14 protein-coding genes are annotated in these 19,694 nt (G+C 57.6%); 6 read left to right on the top strand and 8 right to left on the bottom strand.

Annotated elements, in window-relative coordinates:
• From ACUVSA_RS14195 to ACUVSA_RS14180, 4 genes are read right to left on the bottom strand one after another with little or no spacing between them, the layout of a single operon-like run.
• Complete coding sequence (locus ACUVSA_RS14195; RefSeq protein ID WP_445895311.1) at nucleotides 1-921, bottom strand: PSP1 domain-containing protein; 921 nt, start codon at nucleotides 919-921, stop codon at nucleotides 1-3.
• Nucleotides 857-1,933: a DNA polymerase III subunit delta' gene (gene holB / locus ACUVSA_RS14190; RefSeq protein WP_445895310.1), complete on the bottom strand. Its 1,077-nt coding sequence runs from the start codon at nucleotides 1,931-1,933 to the stop codon at nucleotides 857-859. The genes ACUVSA_RS14195 and holB overlap by 65 nt, the downstream gene beginning before the upstream one ends.
• Nucleotides 1,934-1,936: 3 nt before the next feature.
• Complete coding sequence (gene tmk / locus ACUVSA_RS14185; RefSeq protein ID WP_445895309.1) at nucleotides 1,937-2,611, bottom strand: dTMP kinase; 675 nt, start codon at nucleotides 2,609-2,611, stop codon at nucleotides 1,937-1,939.
• Nucleotides 2,598-3,701 (bottom strand): 3'-5' exoribonuclease YhaM family protein, encoded by a 1,104-nt coding sequence (locus ACUVSA_RS14180; RefSeq protein WP_445891572.1) that lies wholly within the window; start codon nucleotides 3,699-3,701, stop codon nucleotides 2,598-2,600. The genes tmk and ACUVSA_RS14180 overlap by 14 nt, the downstream gene beginning before the upstream one ends.
• Nucleotides 3,702-4,009: 308 nt before the next feature.
• On the opposite strand from ACUVSA_RS14180, the gene ACUVSA_RS14175 reads away from it, so the two are divergent.
• The 5 genes from ACUVSA_RS14175 to ACUVSA_RS14155 all read left to right on the top strand — a co-directional run bounded on the left by ACUVSA_RS14175 (nucleotide 4,010) and on the right by ACUVSA_RS14155 (nucleotide 11,054).
• Nucleotides 4,010-5,011: a DUF4126 domain-containing protein gene (locus ACUVSA_RS14175; RefSeq protein ID WP_445895308.1), complete on the top strand. Its 1,002-nt coding sequence runs from the start codon at nucleotides 4,010-4,012 to the stop codon at nucleotides 5,009-5,011.
• Between the two features lie 247 nt (nucleotides 5,012-5,258).
• Entirely contained in the window at nucleotides 5,259-6,980 is a 1,722-nt protein-coding gene (locus tag ACUVSA_RS14170; RefSeq protein ID WP_445895307.1) for a hypothetical protein, read from the top strand.
• A 149-nt stretch (nucleotides 6,981-7,129) separates the two neighbouring features.
• Nucleotides 7,130-8,869, top strand: coding sequence for a GTPase (locus ACUVSA_RS14165; RefSeq protein WP_445895306.1), 1,740 nt, complete (start codon nucleotides 7,130-7,132; stop codon nucleotides 8,867-8,869).
• Nucleotides 8,870-8,934: 65 nt separating this feature from the next.
• Nucleotides 8,935-9,144 carry a PLDc N-terminal domain-containing protein gene (locus tag ACUVSA_RS14160; protein ID WP_445895305.1) on the top strand — a complete coding sequence of 70 codons (210 nt, stop codon included), beginning with the start codon at nucleotides 8,935-8,937 and terminating at the stop codon, nucleotides 9,142-9,144.
• 17 nt (nucleotides 9,145-9,161) lie between these two features.
• Nucleotides 9,162-11,054 carry a SurA N-terminal domain-containing protein gene (locus ACUVSA_RS14155; protein WP_445895304.1) on the top strand — a complete coding sequence of 631 codons (1,893 nt, stop codon included), beginning with the start codon at nucleotides 9,162-9,164 and terminating at the stop codon, nucleotides 11,052-11,054.
• Between the two features lie 960 nt (nucleotides 11,055-12,014).
• Here the strand turns inward: ACUVSA_RS14155 and ACUVSA_RS14150 are convergent.
• The 4 genes from ACUVSA_RS14150 to tkt form a co-directional block, all read right to left on the bottom strand.
• Nucleotides 12,015-12,158, bottom strand: a complete 144-nt coding sequence (locus tag ACUVSA_RS14150; RefSeq protein WP_445895320.1) for a hypothetical protein — start codon at nucleotides 12,156-12,158, stop codon at nucleotides 12,015-12,017.
• Nucleotides 12,112-12,261 (bottom strand): hypothetical protein, encoded by a 150-nt coding sequence (locus ACUVSA_RS14145; protein ID WP_445891579.1) that lies wholly within the window; start codon nucleotides 12,259-12,261, stop codon nucleotides 12,112-12,114. Before ACUVSA_RS14145 ends, ACUVSA_RS14150 begins: the two co-directional genes overlap by 47 nt.
• Before the next feature lie 104 nt (nucleotides 12,262-12,365).
• Nucleotides 12,366-13,529, bottom strand: coding sequence for a trans-sulfuration enzyme family protein (locus ACUVSA_RS14140; RefSeq protein ID WP_445895303.1), 1,164 nt, complete (start codon nucleotides 13,527-13,529; stop codon nucleotides 12,366-12,368).
• A 34-nt stretch (nucleotides 13,530-13,563) separates the two neighbouring features.
• Nucleotides 13,564-15,552, bottom strand: coding sequence for a transketolase (tkt, locus tag ACUVSA_RS14135; RefSeq protein WP_445895302.1), 1,989 nt, complete (start codon nucleotides 15,550-15,552; stop codon nucleotides 13,564-13,566).
• A 603-nt stretch (nucleotides 15,553-16,155) separates the two neighbouring features.
• Here tkt and ACUVSA_RS14130 point away from each other — a divergent pair.
• Nucleotides 16,156-19,326: a PAS domain S-box protein gene (locus ACUVSA_RS14130; RefSeq protein WP_445895301.1), complete on the top strand. Its 3,171-nt coding sequence runs from the start codon at nucleotides 16,156-16,158 to the stop codon at nucleotides 19,324-19,326.
• Nucleotides 19,327-19,694 lie beyond the last annotated feature (368 nt).

The following is a 19,694-nucleotide window of genomic DNA, read 5'->3' as shown; positions in this document are numbered from 1 at the left end:
TTAGAATCCTTCTTCTTTCTCGTCGTCTTCTTCTCTCAGGTCTGTGGCCTCTGAGGATTCCTGACACACGGGCGACGGGGCTCGACCCTGGCGACGGCATGGAGGTCCGGTGTCGGTTTCATCCGGTAAAGGCCCGTAGGCGATCTCAAATTCCTCTCCGCTTTCCAGAAGGACCGTGATGGTACGATCCATGACGTTTTGACGGATCACTTTGCCTCGACCCTTGGGGGTGTCCACTTTCTTGCCCAGTTTGGGCATCCCTTGCTTGTATTGCCGATAGACCTCGTATTCATATTGCAGGCAGCACATAAGCCGCCCGCAGGCGCCGGAAATCTTGCCGGGATTGAGGCTCAGGTTTTGTTCCTTGGCCATCTTGATGGACACGGGATGAAAGGAACGCAAAAAGGTGGCGCAGCACAAGGCCCTTCCGCACGTACCCAGTCCCCCCACCATCTTGGCTTGGTTGCGCATGCCGATTTGCCGCAGTTCCACGCGCGTGCGGAACCGCCGCACCAGATCTTTGACCAGTTCTCGAAAATCCACGCGCGTGTCCGCCGTGAAGTAGAAGATGATTTTAGAGCGGTCGAAAAAGCATTCCACATCCACGAGGTTCATAGGCAATTCCAAGGCCTGAATGCGTTCCAAGCAAAACTTTTCCGCCTCCTCTTCATAGCGCATATTGTCAAAGTGCTTTTCGATTTCTTCGGGACTGGCCGGGCGTTCAATGGGTTTGATGTCCTTAGGATGCAGGTCCGGGTTTTTGACAAAGGGCCCTTCCATCACTTCTCCCAGGCCGATGCCTTGTTCTGTGTGCACCACAACATAATCCCCTTTGTGGACGTCCCATGGTCCCGGGTCAAAGTGATAGGTTTTTCCTCCCTCTCGGAAACGGATACCGATGACCTTTTCCACCTTGTCCATAGACCACATCCTTGATTTTCAGGCACACGGCTTCCAGCAAGAGCTGTTTGGCCACGTGAGCCCGTTGGTGCTGCGCAGCGGTTTCTATCACCTCAAGCACAAGCAGCAGACTGTCCACAGGGAGTTGCCTCCAGGGCGTTCGATCGTTTGAGTCGCCTGCGGCGCCCGCTGCCTTTGCGGAGGATCGCAAGATGTTCCTCAGAACTTCACGCACGGCGAACTTAATACATTCCAGGTCTTGTTCCAAGTTTTCCGTTTCTTTGGCCCATTGGGCCACGTCCTGAAAAAATTCGATCATGGAGCACCGAAGCAGCCTTTCCAGGCGGTCCATGACAGCTTCCATGCGTTCCAAAAGGCCTTCTCGAGCCCACGTGCGGGCTCTTTCCAGACTTCCGAAACTCAACCGGGCCAGCCGAGCAGCCCTCGTGGGGTCCAGAGACAATTCGTCCTGGAGCATGGCCGCCACGTCCTGGGAATCCAGCGGGCGGCATCGAATAGGGCAGCATCGGGACACGATGGTGGGCATGAGGCTGTAGGGTTCCGGGGCCAGAAGCAGAAAAAGGTTGGATGCCGGGGGCTCTTCCAGGATCTTGAGCAAGGCGTTGGAGGCTTCTTCGGTGAGATCCTGGCAGTCTTCGAGGATGATGACCCGCCTTTGGCCTTCGTAGGGATGGACGCGGCAGCGTTCCTTGAGGCTTCGAATTTGCTCTAGTTTGATAGAGGTTCCGTCCTTGGCGATAACCAGCACATCCGGGTGCACTCCTCGCGCTATCTTGGTGCAGGCAAGGCACTGCCCGCAGGCCATCGTCAAAGCGCCGCCGGCGATGCGGGAATCTTCTTTGTGAAAGGATAAGCAGTTGACGGCCTTGGCACATTCCAGGGCCAAAGCCTTTTTGCCGATGCCGGGCATGCCTGTCAGCAGCACGGCATGGGGAAGCCTGCCTTCACGCGTCATGCGCAAAAGCATGCGCTGGGCTTGGGGTTGACCCGTAAAACCTTTCTGCATCCACATGGCTTATATTTCACTCGCATCGCCCGAGACCAACCTGGGCCGTGCCCTTTCCAGTGCCGCCGTGACGTTCTGAAGGACTTCTGGCAGGGGCTGTGCGGCATCAATGACTACAAACCGTTGAGGGTGATTTCGAGCCAGTTCCAGATAGCCTTGCCGCACCTTTTCCATAAAGTGCCGGGTTTCCTGTTCCAAACGGTCCCGGAAGCCCGGCCGTCTGGCCACGCGATTCCAGGCTACGGCCACGTCGCAGTCCAGGAGCAGGGTGAGGTGCGGGAACAAGGATCCCAGCACCAGATCCTGCAGGTCTTTCACCCGCTCGGCGCCGAGCCTTCGCCCCCAACCTTGATAAGCCACGGTCGCGTCGCGAAAACGATCTGCAAGAACCCAGATCCCCTGCTTCAGACAAGGCATGACAACCTCACGCGCCTGCTGCACCTGACTCGCCACATACAGACACACTTCCGACCATGGGTCCATGGGGGCAAGGCCAGGGTCCAGAAGAAGCTCCCGGATTCGCTCGCCCAGCGGTGTGCCTCCAGGTTCTCGAATGACCCGAACCGGGTATCCCAGCTCCTCGATCCAACGGCGCACATGGGACAAAAGGGTGGTTTTGCCGGATCCATCCAGGCCTTCCAGGCTGAGAAAAACGCCGCGGGTGAAGGCCTCATGCATCATCATGGCTTAAGCCTTGTGCCGGGCCGACGGGCCACAAAGGAAGCTGCCCCTTTTCACGCACGGCGCTGTTTCGGGAGGGTGTGGAGGGCGTCTCCGCCGATGAAGCCTCGTTTGGAGGTCCTTTGTAGAAATACCTGCCGTAAAGCTGTTGGTAAGCCGTCCATGCCGATTCGGGGTCGTCGTTTTTGGACAGGATTTCGTTCACACTGTTCATGCGAGCGTCCAGGTCATCGGCACAATGCAAAGCCAAGGCCTCCCGCGTCATGGGCTTTTGCACGGCGCCGTATTCGATTTCTCCGTGATGGCTGAGGATCAAATGCTTCAGCACCATGGCGGTTTCTGCGGGAAAATCCTTGATTACGGCGAGCTTGGCATTGAGGATCTCCACACCGAGCACCATGTGCCCCACCAATCGCCCCACATCGGAATGGTCGATAACAAGATCATAAGTATATTCCTGAACCTTTCCCATATCGTGCAAAAAGGCTCCCAGCAGCAACACCTCTCGGTCCAGGGCCGGGTACTGATCGGCGATGAGGGTCGTCAGGCGCATCACCGCAACGGTATGTTCCAAAAGCCCCCCGAGGTAGGCGTGATGGACGGATTTAGCTCCCGGGGCTGTGCCAAAACGCTTCATCAGGTCTTCGTCGTCCAGAAAAAACTGCACCAATGCCCGGTGCGGCTTTTTTGTCAGTCCTTGAAGCAAGGCGCGTAATTCCTGCCATAAGGTGTGAATGTCCTTGGGGCAGACGGGAAGAAAATCGGAAGGGTTCAGGTCCGTTTCACGCACCGGTTGCACGGTGTGAAGATGCACCTGCAGTTCGTTGCGAAAAAGCTCGCTACGCCCTTGAATACGCACCACCCTGTGTCCTGCAAGACGTTGCGCGGTCTCTTCGGCATTCTCCCACAAGCGGGTGGTGATGGTACCCGTTTTGTCGCGAAGCTTCAGGGTAAGAAAGGGTTTCCCGTTTTTGGCTGTGCGCAGCTGTTTTTCTTCAACGGCAAAGGTGCCGACCACATCTTGGTTTGGCTCGATGTCGGCGATGCGCTGCTGGAGCTGGATCTTTTTTGTTCCAGAAACGTCCTTGGCCATGAACACGATGCTTTCTTCGTGAATAACCGCGTTCCCCGGCGGGGTTATGGGGTGAACGGGCGTTCCTTCGAAAGGCATTCTCGGACAGACGCCGAGAAACCATACCGTTGAAACCCCGCCGATTCGAATCTTTCGTTGCAGACGGCGGAGCCCATCCTGTTCTTTCAAAGGCGTACTCGTCAACTCATGACCATACTACAGGAACGCTGTGTTTTTTCAAAGCCGCTGTGAGAGGTGTGGGGGACGTGCCTTGCCACGCAGGCGGAAAGGCCCTAGGATGAGCTGAAAAAAAAGAGGGAAGACGAACCATGGAAGCCATCGCTCAATTGGGATCCCTTTTGGGGCTTTCCTTCATTTGCGGCATCAATCTTTACGCCACAGTGGCGGCGGTGGGTTTGTGCTTCAAGTACGGTCTCGTGCATGGCCTGCCGCCGGAACTGTCGGTGCTGGCCAATGATGCCGTTATTTTTGTGGCGGTTGTGCTCTACGCCGTGGAATTCGTCGTGGACAAAATTCCGGGCATGGACACACTGTGGGATGCGATCCACACGGTGATTCGCCCTTTGGGTGGCGCGCTCTTGGCCGTCCTGCACGTGGGTGAAGGCTCGCCGGCCCTGGAGGTCATTGCCTTTATGATCGGGGTGAGCTTGGCCTCGGCGGCGCATCTCACCAAGGCGGGCACGCGCCTTCTGGTGCAGGCAAGCCCGGAACCCTTTTCCAATATGCTGCTGAGTCTTGGGGAGGACCTCTTCGCCGTGGGCTACACCTACCTGTCGCTGACCCATCCTCAGTGGACCTTCTTTCTAACGATGCTTCTTGTGGCGGGAGTCCTGGCGGTGTTCCCTGTCCTGTGCCTGGTTGTTTCCATGGGGGTGCGGGCCTTAGGATACCGCATCCGTTCGGCTTTTGGCCCTCGATCGTCCCCTGATCTGCCGAAGGATCTTCCGCTATGGGTGCAGCTGGCGTTTGAGGCGGTGCGCGAGAACGGCGAAGAAACGCTCTGGGCGGCCCGAGCCTTTGCGCTGCGGATTCCCGGTGTGCCACGCTACGCGTCCGTGCAGATGATTCTTTCCGATCGTGCAGTCACGATCTTTTACCAAAAGTTTCTGAGGAAACGGCACCTGAGGCTGCTTAAGGACCAAGTGACGCATACCCCCATCTCCTCGGGAAAATTTCTGACCGCGTGCATCCTGCACCATGCCGGCCCACCTTGGATTGTGGCGGTGTATCGTGCCCTGGCCCAGACCCTGCCGTTCTCGTGGCGAATCACGAAGGCATCCCGCGAGGCTGTCCGAGAAGGTAAGATCTAGAGGTTCTTTCGAAAATGTCTTTTTCCTGGGGATCGTACGAGCTTCGCGGAGCATGCTCGAGAGTGTTATGTGAGGGTTCGTGTGTCCATAGCGACGATGTTCACGCCCACGCTTTCGGAGGGAGGCGTTCCTGCGCGTGCGCAAGTATGCGGACCGCGAGGACGCGGTTCCTCCCCGGCTTGTGCCTGGGAATCAGATACGCCCTGAGCAGCTTTTGAAAAGACCTTTAGCGACGACGAGAAACAGAATGGCCGTCCACGACGTGATTTCACATGACCCATCGCCCAGTTTTCGCGACGGTGGTTTTCGCGTTCCGGGTTTTACCGAAGAGGGGCTTCGAATTCCAGACGAGGTTCAGAGCCTTATACGAGAACGCAACCTTCTCATTTACAAGAACAAGAACCCGCTTTTGTGGGTCTTTTTCATGGGAGGGACGGGAACCGGTAAATCCACGGTCTTTGATGCCGTGTGCGGGGCGGTTGTGAGCGCCGTGGGGGTGGAGAGGCCCAAGACGGCTGGAGCCGTCGGTTTTGTTCACGAAAAAGCGGGGATTGAGTTGGGTTTTCCTTTTCCTGAATTTTACGTGAGGGTCCATCCCTTGGATCCGTCCGGTGTCTTCGCCCCTATGACGGGAGAGCCCGGGGTCATTCACGTGTGGGTTCATCAGCGCCCGGAATGGGCTTCCGTGGTCCTGATGGACACGCCCGATGTGGACAGTGTGGAAATCGCCAATCGAAACCTCGTAGAAACCCTGCGGCGACTGGCGGACCTTGTCGTCTTTGTGACGAGCCAGGAAAAGTACGCCGACGATGTGCCGTCAAGGTTTCTTAAGAGAGTGATTGAAGATGGAACGGCTGTTCTCGTGGTGTGCAACAAGATGGGCGGGGATTTCCGTGAAGAAGACGTGCGGGAGATTCTAGAGCAAGAAACACCTGTACCGGAGGGAGCCCTGTGGCTTTTGCCCTTGGTGTCTTCCAATCCTGTGGAGGCTCTGCCGAAGGAAGGCGCGTTTCAGGCTTTTGTGAACGGTATGCACGAGACGATCAGAGCGTTGCAAGCCTCTGACAAACGGACTTCCTGGATGGCCCAAAGAAAGGAGTCCTTGCGGCACCGCTTGGAATGGATTCTGGACGGGATCTCCCAGGAACTGCTCCAAGCACACCGATGGAAAGAGCAACTGCGCCGCTATGCGGAAAAGGCCGTGACCGAGATTGTGGAAGATCAGCACCGACGCTTTTCTTCAGAAACACGATCTTATCTTCAGGCGGAAATCCGCAATCTGTTTTCCCGCTACGACGTGCTGGCGGGCCCGAGGCGTTGGCTTGCGCAGTGGATCACGGCACCGCTGCGCTTTCTGGGGCTCATGTCTTCGGAGCCCTATCCGGATCGTGCCGAGGCCTTGCAGCGGATCAAAAATCGGCTGGATCTCAGCGTAGTACAGAGCGCCGTGCAGCGCTACGGCCGAAGAGTGCTCGAAGAGACGGTGCCGGCGCGGCCCGAAAGCCCCATTCACCAAGCCGTCACTCGACCGGGTGTGCTGATGACCCCTGAGGAAGTCACTCGGCACGTTCATCACGAACAAGAACGGCTCATTCAGTGGCTGGAAAAAGTCTTTTTTGAGCTGGCACGTGACATTCCCAAAGGGAAAAAATGGGGCATTTATTCCACCTCGGTCCTTTGGGGCCTTCTGATTTTGAGCTTGGAAGTGGCGGTCGGGGGCGGCCTTTCGGTGCTGGACGCAGTCATTGATGCCGCCATTGCGCCTTTTGTGACCAAGGGAGCTGTGGAACTTTTCGCCTATACGGAAATTCAAAAAATCGCGCGACAGCTTTCGGAAAAGTACCGGGCGAGCCTCCTATCGGTGGTGGAGGCGCAGCGGCGCCGCTTCGAAGCGTGCCTGGGACCTTTGATGCCTTCAGCCGACGCCGTGGAAACCCTGCGTCGCTGGACCCAAGAAACCGGATCCTGAGAGGCGCCGCAAGGCGCCGTGAAGGATCTCTTGCTGGGGGTCCTGGCTTCCGGCCTGCACAAAAAGCGGGCGTACGCCCGCCCTCATGGATCGGACAAGATGATCAAGGTTTTTGACATGACCAGAGCAGCGAACTGAGGGAACCATGGATGATCGAAAGGGGAAACCCTGTGTCGAGCCTTGAAGATCTTCGCCTTCGAATCCACGATCTTCAATCCCTGCTGGCTTCGGCATCCCTGATGCCCTTAAAGGATGAGGAACGCCAGGCGTTGAGGCATCGCGTCCAAGACATTCAACAAAAACTGGATTCCTTGGAGGACGGATTTTTGTTCATAGGGCTTGTGGGCGGCACAGGGGTCGGCAAGTCCACTCTGATGAACGCCCTGGCCCGCAAACCCATCGCTTCCGTCAGCCATCGAAGGCCGCACACCGATCGGGTTTTGCTCTATCGGCACTCGGATTGTCCCCTGCCTTCCACGCTTAAGATGATGGACGGCCTTTTCACCGAAGTTGTGCACCAGGCGGACGCCGCTCGACATCTGATCATGGCCGACCTTCCCGACTTCGACAGCCTTGTGCACGAACACCGGCGTCGAGTGCTGGCGTTCATGGAACACTTGGATCTGGTGCTGTGGGTGACCACACCGGAAAAATACGCCGACGGCCGTTTTTACGAGATGCTGCGCGAGGCGCCGAAGTCGCGGCACAACTTCGCCTTTGTGCTGAACAAAGCAGACCTGCTGTTTTCCGGGGGGAATGCCGCAGGCTCCTTGGAAGATTTCCAAAAGGTCGTGCAATCCTTCAGTCGCCTTGTGCGGGAAAGCGGCGTGCGGGATCCCGTGCTTTACGTCGTTTCCACGCAGGAAGCTCTTGAAGAATCGCCCCTTTCGCCCTGGAATCAATTTCCTTTTCTTTCCCGATGGGTGTTTCAGGAACGCAACGCCAAGCAAATTCGGGCCATTAAGGCAGCTAATCTGGATGCGGAATTCCAGGCCGTGCTCTTTCGGGTTCGTGAAGGGATGGAGCAACTGGAACGGGCCGTTCACTTCCTGAACCTTCTGGAAAACGCCCTCTTGAGTGACGAACGTTTGGGCAAAACGACCTCTTGGGTGCGTCGGGTATTGAGCGAGCTTTCTATCCTAGAAAACGTCTCCCAAGGCCTGCACAGCTCAAGGGATCTTCAGGGCGCGGCCGCCGTGCTGGCCTGGATCGATCGCTTGGGTGGCGGCGTGCCCGAAGCCTCTCAGGCGATAACGGCCTTGGAACGGAATGTGTCGACGAGTTTGCAGGGGCGTTTTCAAGAACACCTGGCCTGGTTTCAAGATTACAGCGCCAGTTTGGCGTGGCAAGAAGCCCTGGCGGACCCCTTACGGACGGAGCTTCTGGACAGCATTCACCGATCGTGGCAGCAGATTTCCGTGGCGGAAGAGGCGCGGGAAGCCGTGGTCGTGGTTGCGGCCCAGGCTCAAAGACGGGGCGAGGCCTCCGTGCGATGGCGTCAAAGGCTGTGGAGCTTTTTCATCACGGCTTTGTTGTTGCTGGCATTGGGAGGACAGGACGCGTGGCGGGCCGCCCTTGGCCACCCCGGCGTACCCCAGATCGTGGCCCTGGCGGCCGCCATGGTGGAGAGACTTTTTGCCGGGCAGGGTCTGGCCGCGTTGGGCACGTGGGCTTTTTTGCAGTTTTTGGTGGGAGCCCGATTTTATCGAGAATACAAGAAATCCTTGCAGCGGCGCAGCGAAGCGGTTATAGACTCGCTGCAATCGGCTCTGGAGCAGGTGCTTCGCCAGGCGTTGGAAACCCAGGCCTCGCACATTCGCCGGTGCCGAGCCGAAATCGAAGAAAAAATGGCCGTCATGGGCCGACTGACTCAGGATCGCTTGAGGTAGGTCTTCCGAAAATGAGGCGCGGGATGTCAGGGCTCGCGCCAAACATGTGAAAAGGGCTGATGAACGTGCCGCTGAAAATCTTCATTCTAGCGACCCTCTTCGTGCTCCCCATGGTGCCCACTTTCTGGGCCATTCAAGAAATTCCCAGGCGCCGATTTCGCACGCGACGGCGGAAAATGGTCTGGTTTGCCGTGGTGGCTACCGTGCCGTGCCTTGGAGCCATTCTGTACTGGATTCTGGAAAGGCGCCATACCACGCCGATTATGGCTGCGTAAAGGAGGACATTCCGCTCATGCTCACCGTTTTTCGTGAACATGCCGGCAGTTGGATCATCAAAGTCGCCCTGTTTGCCATTATCGTGGTTTTCATCTTCTGGGGCGGGTATTCCTACAAGTCCATGAAAGCCAGTCGACTTGCCCGGGTCGGGGATGTCTACATCACCTACGCCGACTACAACCAGGCCTACGATCAGCTGCTGAACATGTATCGGCGCCAGTTCGGCAACCAGCTCACGCAGGAACTGCTGGAACGCATGAACCTGAAGCAACAAGCACTGGATCTTCTCATCGACCGCATGCTCATCATGCAAGCGGCCCGTGTTCTGGGGTTGCATGCGGGACCGGAAGACATTCAAGCCGAAGTGCTTTCCGTGCCCGCGTTTCAGGTGGACGGACGATTTGACCGGCAGCGCTACGTGTCGGTCCTGCAACACAATCGTTTGACACCGCAGGCTTTTGAACAACAGCTGGCTCGGGATTTGACCCTGCGGCGTGTGGAAGCTTTTATTAAAGGGCAAGCCCTGGTCAGCGACGCGGAAGTGGCGGCGGATCTGCAATTTCGATTCAACAAGGTGCAGGTGGCGTACGTAAAGTTTGATCCCCAAAGCTTTCTGGATAAGGTGACGGTCGATGAGGCGCAGGTTTCGGCCTTTTTTGAAAAAAATGCCCTTCGCTATCAGGAGCCGGAAAAGCGCGTTTTGGTTTATGTGCCTTTTGTGCTGGACGACGAGATGGCGAATATTACCGTAACGGAAGACGAAATCCGCACCTATTACGAAGACCATCGAGACACGTTCCACCAGGAAAAGCAAGTGAAGGCGCGCCACATTCTCTTTCGCGTCAAGGCGGAGGCTTCCGAAAGCGAGGTGAAGAAAGTGGAAACCGCCGCCCGTCAAGTCCTGGAAAAGGCACGTCGAGGGGAAGACTTTGCCGCCTTGGCCAAGGCCCATTCGCAGGACGGATCGGCTCAGGCCGGAGGCGACCTGGGGTGGTTTACTAAGGAGCAGATGGTGCCGACCTTTGCCGACGCCGCGTTTGCCATGAAACCCGGGGAAGTGAGCGATCTGGTGCGCACGCCGTATGGGTTTCACATTATCAAGGTGGAGGATGTGCGTCCTGAAGAAACGGTGCCTTTAGAAAAAGCGAGGGCTCAGATCGAACTGAACATTAAAAGGGAAAAAGCTCGCGATGTGGTCTACACCAAGGCGCGGGAGTTTGCCGATGCCGCCTACGCCGAGGGCGACCTTGCCAAGACAGCCGAACGCATGAAACGGTCCGTCGAAGCTCCCGATAAGGCCGTGTCGGCCACAGACCTTCTTCCCAAAGTGGGTTATGCCCCCGAGGTCATGAAGAGTCTGTTCAGTCTGGGTGAGGGCGAAGTGTCTGATGTGTTGGAATGGGCCAACGGCTTTGTGGTCGGGCAGGTCATCGCCGTTCAAGGGCCGAGGATTCCTCCATTGGAAAGCGTGAAAAGCCGCGTCGAGGAAGACTTCAAAATGGAGCGGGCTCGAGAGGCGGCGCAGCAGGCGGCGACGGCTTTTGTGGAACAAGCCCGCACCGTGGGTGCGCTGGACAAGGCGGCGTCTTCGGCGGGTGTGACCGTCCAGGTGAGTGGATGGTTTTCGCGATCAGAACCCGATGAAAAGCTCAGACTGTGGGGCGAAGCCGCCGAGGCTGTCTTTCAGCTGCAAAACCCCGGTGACCTGCCGCAAGCCCCCTTGTCTCATCAGGGAACCTTTTTGGTCTGCCAGCTTGTCGGCCGTCAGGACCCGGCGCCGGAAGCGCTTGAAAAAGAAAGGGAAAACGCGCGAATGCGCCTCATCCAACTGAAGCAGAACCAGCTGTGGCAAGCCTGGCTGGCCAAGGAGCGCAGCCTCGCCAAGGTGGAAATCCTGCACCAGCTGTAACATGGGAGTATGACTCCTCGGCCGTTTTTCTGCGAGCTTCGGGGTGGTCCGCCCGCTGTTTTGGCGGGTCGCCGGCCCGCGCTTTCGGATCCCTTTGGAACAGGTTTTCATCGGTCGACGTTGTTAGCACTTGCAAGGACCTCAGTCTCGCGATCTCCTAGTTCGGATGGGCCGGCTCACGCCGGTGAGTTTGTTCTGCCATGTCGTTTCCCTTCTTAGGGACCGCCTCCTGCCGGTCCACATATGCTGCGGTCGGGCAGGAATCCTTCCCTCCGATTGGGAAGGCCGTGCCCGTCGATCTACCTCGAACGGCCCACCTTTTGGTGGCAGGGAAATCAGCGGACGCGCAGAAGCGCGTCCCTTCGATCCCGAGGGATTCCCCCTTGTCTTCACCAGGAAGGGATCTCGTCCTTTCGATCGGCATCCCTCGAAGGGACCCTCCCTCCAGGCTGCATATTCTGCGGACGGCCAGGAGGCCGTCCCTCCGATTGGGCAGGGGCTGAGAAATCAGCGGACGCGCGGAAGCGCGTCCCTCCGATGGGCAAGGGGGCGCTCGTCCATTGACTTCGACGGGACAACGTCCTTCGCGGTCCACACCTGCCTGTTCATCACGCACGATCGTGCCATGGCGTGCTATTTTTGTTCGTGGATCGCCTTGATATTGAGAAGCAAATCAGTAAAAACACGCGCGTTGGGTTTCTGATCGCAACCAGGCGCTTTCGCTCGATGTCACTGAAGAAGGCGCCTTTCAAGCGCCCAGACCGTCTCGCGCCGAAGCATTCGGATAAACCGCCCGTCTTCCTGTTCCATCGCATGCCATTCAGAAGCCGTGTAGATGAGAAGGTGGGCCGGCACGGGCAGTGAGTTCAAGTCCCAGTCGCGGCTTCTTGTTTCGAACGGCACTGGGGATTCCGAAACCAAAGCAACCAGGTCCAAGTCGCTGCCGACGCCCCGGTCCCCTCAGGCGTAGGAACCAAAATAACCAAGACGCATCAATTCGGGCCGCCGCTTGGCTTCACGGTCGGACCACATTTTCGCCGCCTGGTGCACCGCATGCTTATCCGGCCATTTTCGCACGGACGAATCCAAGGATTTCACGGGCATGTTCCAGCGCCTCTCGGCTGCGCAGTTTTCCGTTATGTTCGAAGGGCGGGCCTTTGGAATGAGCGTTGGCGTATCGAGTGGAGATGTAAAAGCCATCGAGCACCTTGGCCCTTTCAATCAGCAGCTTCGGTGGAAATGATGAACATCGGTTTCATATCATCCCCCCTTTGGGCGTTCAGGGCATTGAACAGACCCATCATCGATCTCCTATAGTACGGCCTCGAGGGCCTGATCCACATCTTTAAGGAGGTCTTCGGTATCTTCGATGCCCACGGAAAGGCGGATCAAGGTGTCACGAATGCCCATCTGTTCTCTCTGGAGCGGCGGCACGGAGGCATGGGACGTTTCCACGGGAAAACAGGCCAGGGATTCCACGCCACCGAGGCTCACAGCCGGCTGAAAGAAATGGAATCTTTCCATAACGCGGTGCGCGGTTTTCGTGTTTCCTTTGGGTTCAAAGGAGAGCATGCCTCCGAAACCTCGCATCTGGCGGGCGGCGATGTGGTGATGCGGGTGTTCGGAAAGGCCGGGATAGTAGACCCTGGCCACTCGAGGATCCTGGGCAAGATAAGCCGCTACGGCCATGGCGTTGTGGTTGTGACGGGCCATGCGCAAAGCCAACGTTTTTAAGCCTCTTTCCAACAAAAAGCAGTCATAGGGACTCAAACTGGGGCCGTAAAGCGAAATGACGGGAGTGATGGCCTCCAGGAGCGAGGCGGCGCCGACCACGGCCCCACAGCACAAGTCACTGTGACCGTTGAGGTATTTCGTGCCGCTGTGGACCACGATATCGATGCCCAAATCCAAGGGATTTTGGTTGATGGGTGTGGCAAAGGTGTTGTCCACCACCGTAAGGACGCCTCGGGATCGGGCCATTTGGGCCAGAGTCTCCAAATCGAGGATGTTCATCAGAGGGTTGGAGGGTGTTTCCACGTAAATGAGGCGTGTTTGTGGGCGAAAAGCCGCCTCAAAATCTTCCACGTGAAAAGCATCCACCCAGGTGATGTCAATGCCTCGGCGCGGCAGTTCTTTCCGGGCCAATCCCAGAGTACCGCCGTAGAGGTCCCGATGAAGGATCACATGGTCACCGGTCTGGCAAAAGGCCAAAAACACGCTGCTGATGGCGGCCATGCCGGAAGCCACCACGATGCCGGCTTGGGCGTTTTCCAAGGCGGCGATTTTCTGAGCGACGGCCACCTGGCCCGGAATATTCTGGTATCTCGGATACACCACACGGCCCGTTGGCCCGGGCACTCGAAACGCCGATGAAGCAAAAATAGGGGTGTTGACCCCGCCCGCCACAGTGTCTTCCACGGTGCCGGCATGAACACAGCGGGTGGACAAACCCCAGTTCAACCATCCTTCCGCCATCGTTTTCGCTCCTTTGGTTTTTCCACGGCGATCCTTAAGCTTGTGCCCGCGCCAGAACGGCCAAGGCCGTGGCCACCACATTTTCCACGCTGAAACCGAACTGTTTCATGAGAACGGATCCCGGTGCCGAAGCGCCAAACCGGTCCATGCCGATCACGGCACCCTGGCTTCCCACCCATCGATGCCAGCCCATGGTGGACCCTGCTTCCACGGCGCAACGGGCGCGAGTGGCGGGAGGCAGGACGGCGTTCCGGTAAGCCTCCTCTTGCCGTTCAAAGAGCTCCCAGGACGGCATCGAGACCACGCGGGTCGGCACCCCTTTTTCTTGCTCCAACACCTTCTGAGCTTCTAAAGCCAAGTGAGTTTCGGATCCCGAGGCGATGAGAATCAGCCGGGCAGGCTGGGCACTTTCCGACAACACATAAGCCCCTCTAGCTACCCCCTCACAGATCTTCTCTCGATCCATCTTTAAGACCGGTACGTTTTGGCGCGTCAGGGCCAGTGCGACGGGGCCGTCTGCTTCCAGAGCCACTTTCCAGGCGGCTGCCGTCTCGTTGGCATCGGCGGGACGAAGCACCGTCAGTTCTGGAATGGCTCGTAGCGAAGCCAAATGTTCCACGGGCTGATGCGTGGGGCCGTCTTCTCCGACACCGATGCTGTCGTGCGTGAAAATATAGATGACTTTGGTTTTCATGAGGGCTGCCAGGCGAATGGCCGGGCGCATGTAGTCCGCAAAGACAAGAAAAGTGCCGCCATAGGGACGTAGCCCCCCGTGCAGAGCCATGCCGTTGAGAATGGCCCCCATGGCGTGTTCACGCACTCCAAAGTGCAGGTTCCGCTCGCCTCCCTGCGCCACAAAGGTCTTGTTGGACGGCGCGAGGTCCGCGGATCCGCCAATGAGGTTGGTGACGACCGGGGCCAGGGCGTTCAGGACCGTGCCGGAAGCATTGCGCGTGGCGATGGCCCCTTTGGCGGCGTCAAAGACAGGAAGGGCTCGATCCCATCCTTCGGGAAGGGTTCCGTCGAGGTACTGCTTCAAGAGGGCGGCGTCCTGAGGATACATTTGGGCGTAGCGGGCCATCATGGCGTCCCACTGTTCCTGGATTCGTTGCCCATTGGCCACGGCCCGGCCCATGTGCTGCCGGACATCCTCAGGCACGTAAAACGATTCCTCCACCGGCCAGCCATAAAATTCCTTGGTCTTTCGGGAGGCTTCAGGACCCAAAGGTTCTCCGTGGCAGGCGGCATTGTTTTCCTTGGGGCTGCCGTAACCGATGCGAGTACGCACCGCGATCAATGACGGTCGATCCGTCACGGCCTTGGCCTTGGCAATGGCGGCATCAACGGCGTCCAAATCGTTGCCGTCGGCAACGCGTTCCGTATGCCATCCGTAAGCTTGAAACCGCTGAAGGACGTCTTCCGTAAAACTCAGCGCTGTGTCGCCTTCAATGGTGATATGATTGTCATCATAGAGGTAAATAAGCTTGCCCAGCGTCCAGTGACCGGCCAGAGACGCCGCCTCGGAAGCCACACCTTCCATGAGGTCGCCGTCGGAAACAAGCCCAAAGGTGTAATGGTCAAAGATGGGAAAACCGGGGCGGTTAAACCGGCGGGCGAGCCAGCTTTCCGCCAAAGCCATGCCCACCCCCATGGCAAAGCCTTGTCCCAGAGGACCCGTGGTGCATTCCACCCCTGGGGTGAGGCCGTATTCGGGATGCCCCGGAGTCCGGCTTTCCCATTGGCGAAAGCTCTTCAGTTCCTGCAGGCTGAGATCATAGCCTGTGAGATGCAGCAGCGCGTAAAGCAGAGCCGATCCGTGCCCCGCGGACAGAATGAATCGGTCTCGATTGGCCCACGATGGATCGGAAGGGTTATGGCGTAAGTGGCGGCTCCACAAGACATAGGCCATAGGGGCCGCCCCTAGAGGCAACCCTGGATGGCCGGACTTGGCACTTTCCACCATATCCACAGCCAAGAGCCGAATCGTCGTCACACACCGTTCATCCAACTTGTCCGCCGGCATCATTCGCTCCTTGTCTGCACCTAGCTCAAAACGATACCCAACCTTCGCGTTCCACGGCCTTAATTCCCCGCACTCGTGCCTCACAAGAACGGCAATGTCAAGTCGCCATATCACCATCCGGCGCCCGCCCCACGGCGGCTTTCCCGTGGGCCTCTGTCCAAAAACCCTTTATTTTTCAAAGCCGCAGGCCCTCTGGTTTCATGAAGACTTTATTCCACTCTCCCATAATGCTCTTTGATCCCATGGGCCCTGCCTCAGTTTGGGCGAGGCGTGCGGTTGCGTGTCAGGCCTGAAAGTTTTTTGAAGTGTATTCGTGCTTGGCATTCTTCGGAATAGGCAGCGTCACGCTTTTTTGTAGGCCGAAGGTCCGCGCTCTCATTGAGCAGTTCTTCGGCCGATCTGGGGAAGAAAATTCACAGAGTATTGACAATTTCCCGTAGGCAGGGACATATTAGAGGCCAGTTTGCCTCATGCGTAACGTGCTGGATAGACTGCCACTTCATTGGAGTGAGCCCGATGACGGAGAAGCCTCGGCGGCCGTTCCGTCGCTTCGCACAAGGCCCTGGTGCGCTGGTCTGGATCGCATGGGTTCTGGGGGCCTTCGTGGCAATTGCTTTCGGGGTGCGGGCGGCTGATCAGGCGCCCCTGCGCGTTGCATTGGATGACAATTATCCTCCATATATTTTTCGCGATGCCGAAGGCCGTCTTCGAGGCATTCTCATAGATCAATGGGCCCTATGGGAAAAGGCCACCAGCCGCCCCGTGGAGCTGCTGGCCACGGATTGGGAAAAGGCTCAGGAGATCTTTCGCCGGGGCGAAGCGGATGTCATCGATACGATCTTTCTCACCCCGGAACGGGGCGCCGTCTATACGTTTGGGAAGCCGTATGCCGAAATTCCCGTGAGTATCTATCACCACGAGACGATATCGGGCATTGCCGATACGGATACGCTTAAAGGATTCGCCGTGGCGGTGAAAGAAGGCGATGCCTGCATCCGTGTTTTGCAGTCCAGAGGCGTCACCACTCTGTTGTTCTACCCCAGCTACGAAGCCATTGTGCGGGATGCCGCCGCAGGCCGAGTGCGCGTCTTTTGCATCGACGATCCTCCTGCTCAATACTTTTTGGCGAAATACGGCCTTTATACGCAGTTCAAGAGGGGCTTCACCCTGTATTCCGGCTGGTTTCATCGGGCGGTGCTCAAAGGCCATGAAGATGTGCTCAACGCCGTTGAACAAGGTTTTGCGTCCCTCGATCCCAAAGCGTTGCAAGAGATCGATCGCCGATGGATGGGAACGCCTCTGGGATTCCGAATTCCGTGGCGCGCGTTGGCTTGGGTGATGGGAGCGTTGGGGGTTGTGGTGTGCTTGAGCCTTTTGTGGATTGTGCTGCTCAGGGCTCAAGTGCGCCAAAAGACGCAGGAGATTCACAGGCTTTTGGAAGAGAGCCGAAAAAAGGAGGAAATCCTTCGCATCACCTTTCAAAGCATGGCCGAAGGGGTGATCACGACGGATAAAGACGGCTTTGTTCAGAACATGAACCCTTTGGCGGAAGAGCTGACCGGGTGGAAGGTCGAAGAAGCGCAAGGCCGCCCGTGTTCAGAAGTTTTTCACATCATCAATGAGAAAACCCGAGCCACAGTGGATGACCCCGTGGCTCTAGTGCTGAAAAGAGGCGTCACTGTAGGTCTGGCCAACCACACTTTGCTCATTGCCCGCGACGGCACGGAGCGCCCCGTTGCCGACAGCGCAGCGCCTATGGTGGACCCTTCAGGGCGCGTCCTCGGCTGCGTGCTGGTCTTTCGAGACCAGACGGAAGAACGCCGCCGGATGACTCTGCTTCAGGAAACGTTGGAAAAATACGAACTGACATTGCAGGCGGCGGCCATGAGTTCGTGGGATTGGAACATACCGGCGCGCCGTGTGGTGCGGGATGAACAATGGTTTGAACGCCGCGGATTGACGGGCTCGGACCGCCGGGAAGATGAGCGCACATGGTCCCATACCACGCATCCGGAGGACAGGCCCCGAGTGCTGCGGCGATTGCGGGAGCACCTGGCCGGGAAGACCCCATACTATGAAGCGACCTATCGGGTTCTCAAAGATGACGGTCCTCAGACCTGGATTTTGGATCGAGGCAGAGTCATCGCACGAGACGATGCGGGAAAGCCAGTGCGCATGATCGGTGTGGAGACGGACATCACCGCCCAGAAGGTCATGGAGGCGCGCCTTCGGCTCTTGACCCGGGCGGTGGAACAAAGCCCGCTGTCCGTGGTCATTACCGACCCTTCGGGAAATATAGAGTATGTCAATGAGCAGTTCTGCCGCCTGACCGGTTACAGCCCTGGGGAAGTGGTGGGGCAAAACCCGCGCATTTTGCAATCCGGAAAAACCCCGCGACACACTTACGATGATCTGTGGAAGACCATCACGCGAGGGGAGATCTGGCAAGGCATTTTCTGCAACAAAAAGAAGGACGGCACCCTTTACTGGGAAGATGCGGTGATTTGTCCCATTGTGGACGAGGCCGGACGCATCAGCCATTACCTGGGCATGAAGCAGGACATTACGGCCAAAAAGGATTTGGAAGACCAGTTGGCCCAAGCGCAAAAGCTGGAATCCGTTGGGCGGCTTGCCGGCGGTGTGGCCCACGATTTCAATAACGCTCTGCAGATCATCATGGGATACGCGGAGGTGGCTCTGGGTTGTGTCAGTTCCCAGGATCGAGTGCATCGCTTGCTCAACGAAATCCACAAGGCCGCGGAACGTTCCGCCCGCGTGGTCCGCCAGTTGCTCACCTTTGCGCGCAAGGACGTCATACGGCCCGTCGCCCTGAACCTCAACGAACACCTGGCGGAAACCCAGCGCATGTTGCAGCGGCTCATCGGGGAAGAAATCCGTTTGGAGTTTCTACCCGGCAAAGACCTCTGGCTGGTGTTTTTGGATCCTTCCCAGGCGGATCAAATGGTGGCCAACCTGGTTATCAATGCCCGGGATGCCATCGAGCGTACGGGCGTCATCACCTTGGAGACGGAAAATGTGGTATTGGACGGACGTCGAAAGGCGGGTCCGGTCCTTATTCCCAAGGGCCAGTATGTGCGGCTTTCCGTCATGGATACCGGTTGCGGCATGGATGCGCAAACTCTTGAGCGCATTTTTGAGCCGTTTTTCACCACCAAGGAAGTGGGCAAAGGGACGGGCTTGGGGTTGTCGACGGTCTACGGCATCGTCAAGCAGAACCACGGCTGGATCGACGTGCACAGTGTTCCCGGCCAGGGTACGCGGTTCGATCTCTTCTTTCCGCGCCTAGTTACCGATGCTGAACGCCGAATCTCAAAGACGGCGCCCGTCGATGAAGAAGAATTTCAGGGAGCAGGAGAAACCGTGCTTCTGGTGGAGGACGAGCCCGTCATTATGGAGCTGGCTCAGTCGATTTTGGAAAGCAGCGGCTATCGCGTTCAAGCGTTTTCGAACCCTCGGGAAGCCCTGCAATGGGCGGAGAAAGCCCAGGACCCTGTGCACATCCTTCTGACCGATGTGGTCATGCCCGACATGAGCGGCCGGGAACTCTGGGATGCGGTCAAAAAGACCCACCCGGAAACGATCTGCCTGTTTATGTCCGGCTACACGGCGGATATGCTCCTGCACCGGGGTATTGGACCCCAGGAATCCTTTTTCATTCATAAACCTTTCACGGCCCAAGCGCTTCTGTGGAAAATCCGCGAAGTGCTGCAGTCCGAAACCACCACGGCGCCCAAGCCTTCGCCAAAGGCCTGAACCACAAGGCCATGCAGGCAACTTCAAGAGTGATTCGGCCCCCGGCCGGGCCAAGGCCGTCCGAGGCGCCAGCTCCACTTTGACTTAATTTTATGGCGCGCTCCACATCAGCTTGACTCCATGAGAAAGGCCGCTTTATAACCCCATGAAACTTCGGCCGTGCAGCACACTTGCCCTTTGCGTTGTCTTTTTTGTGACATCATCACATGGGTGAAAAAAAGCGCCGCGGCCGGTTGCCGGCTGATGATCCTATGGAATCTTGAGCGGATAGGGAGAAAGAACAATGAACTCAAGCGGAACTGGAAGCCCTCTGGTGGGATCGGTCCTGGTGGTGGGGGGTGGGATTGCGGGTATGCAGTCGGCCCTGG

This window comes from Desulfosoma sp. (assembly GCF_052743555.1).
The sequence above is the reverse complement of the archived record's forward strand: the minus strand, read 5'-3'. Positions and strand labels throughout refer to the sequence as shown.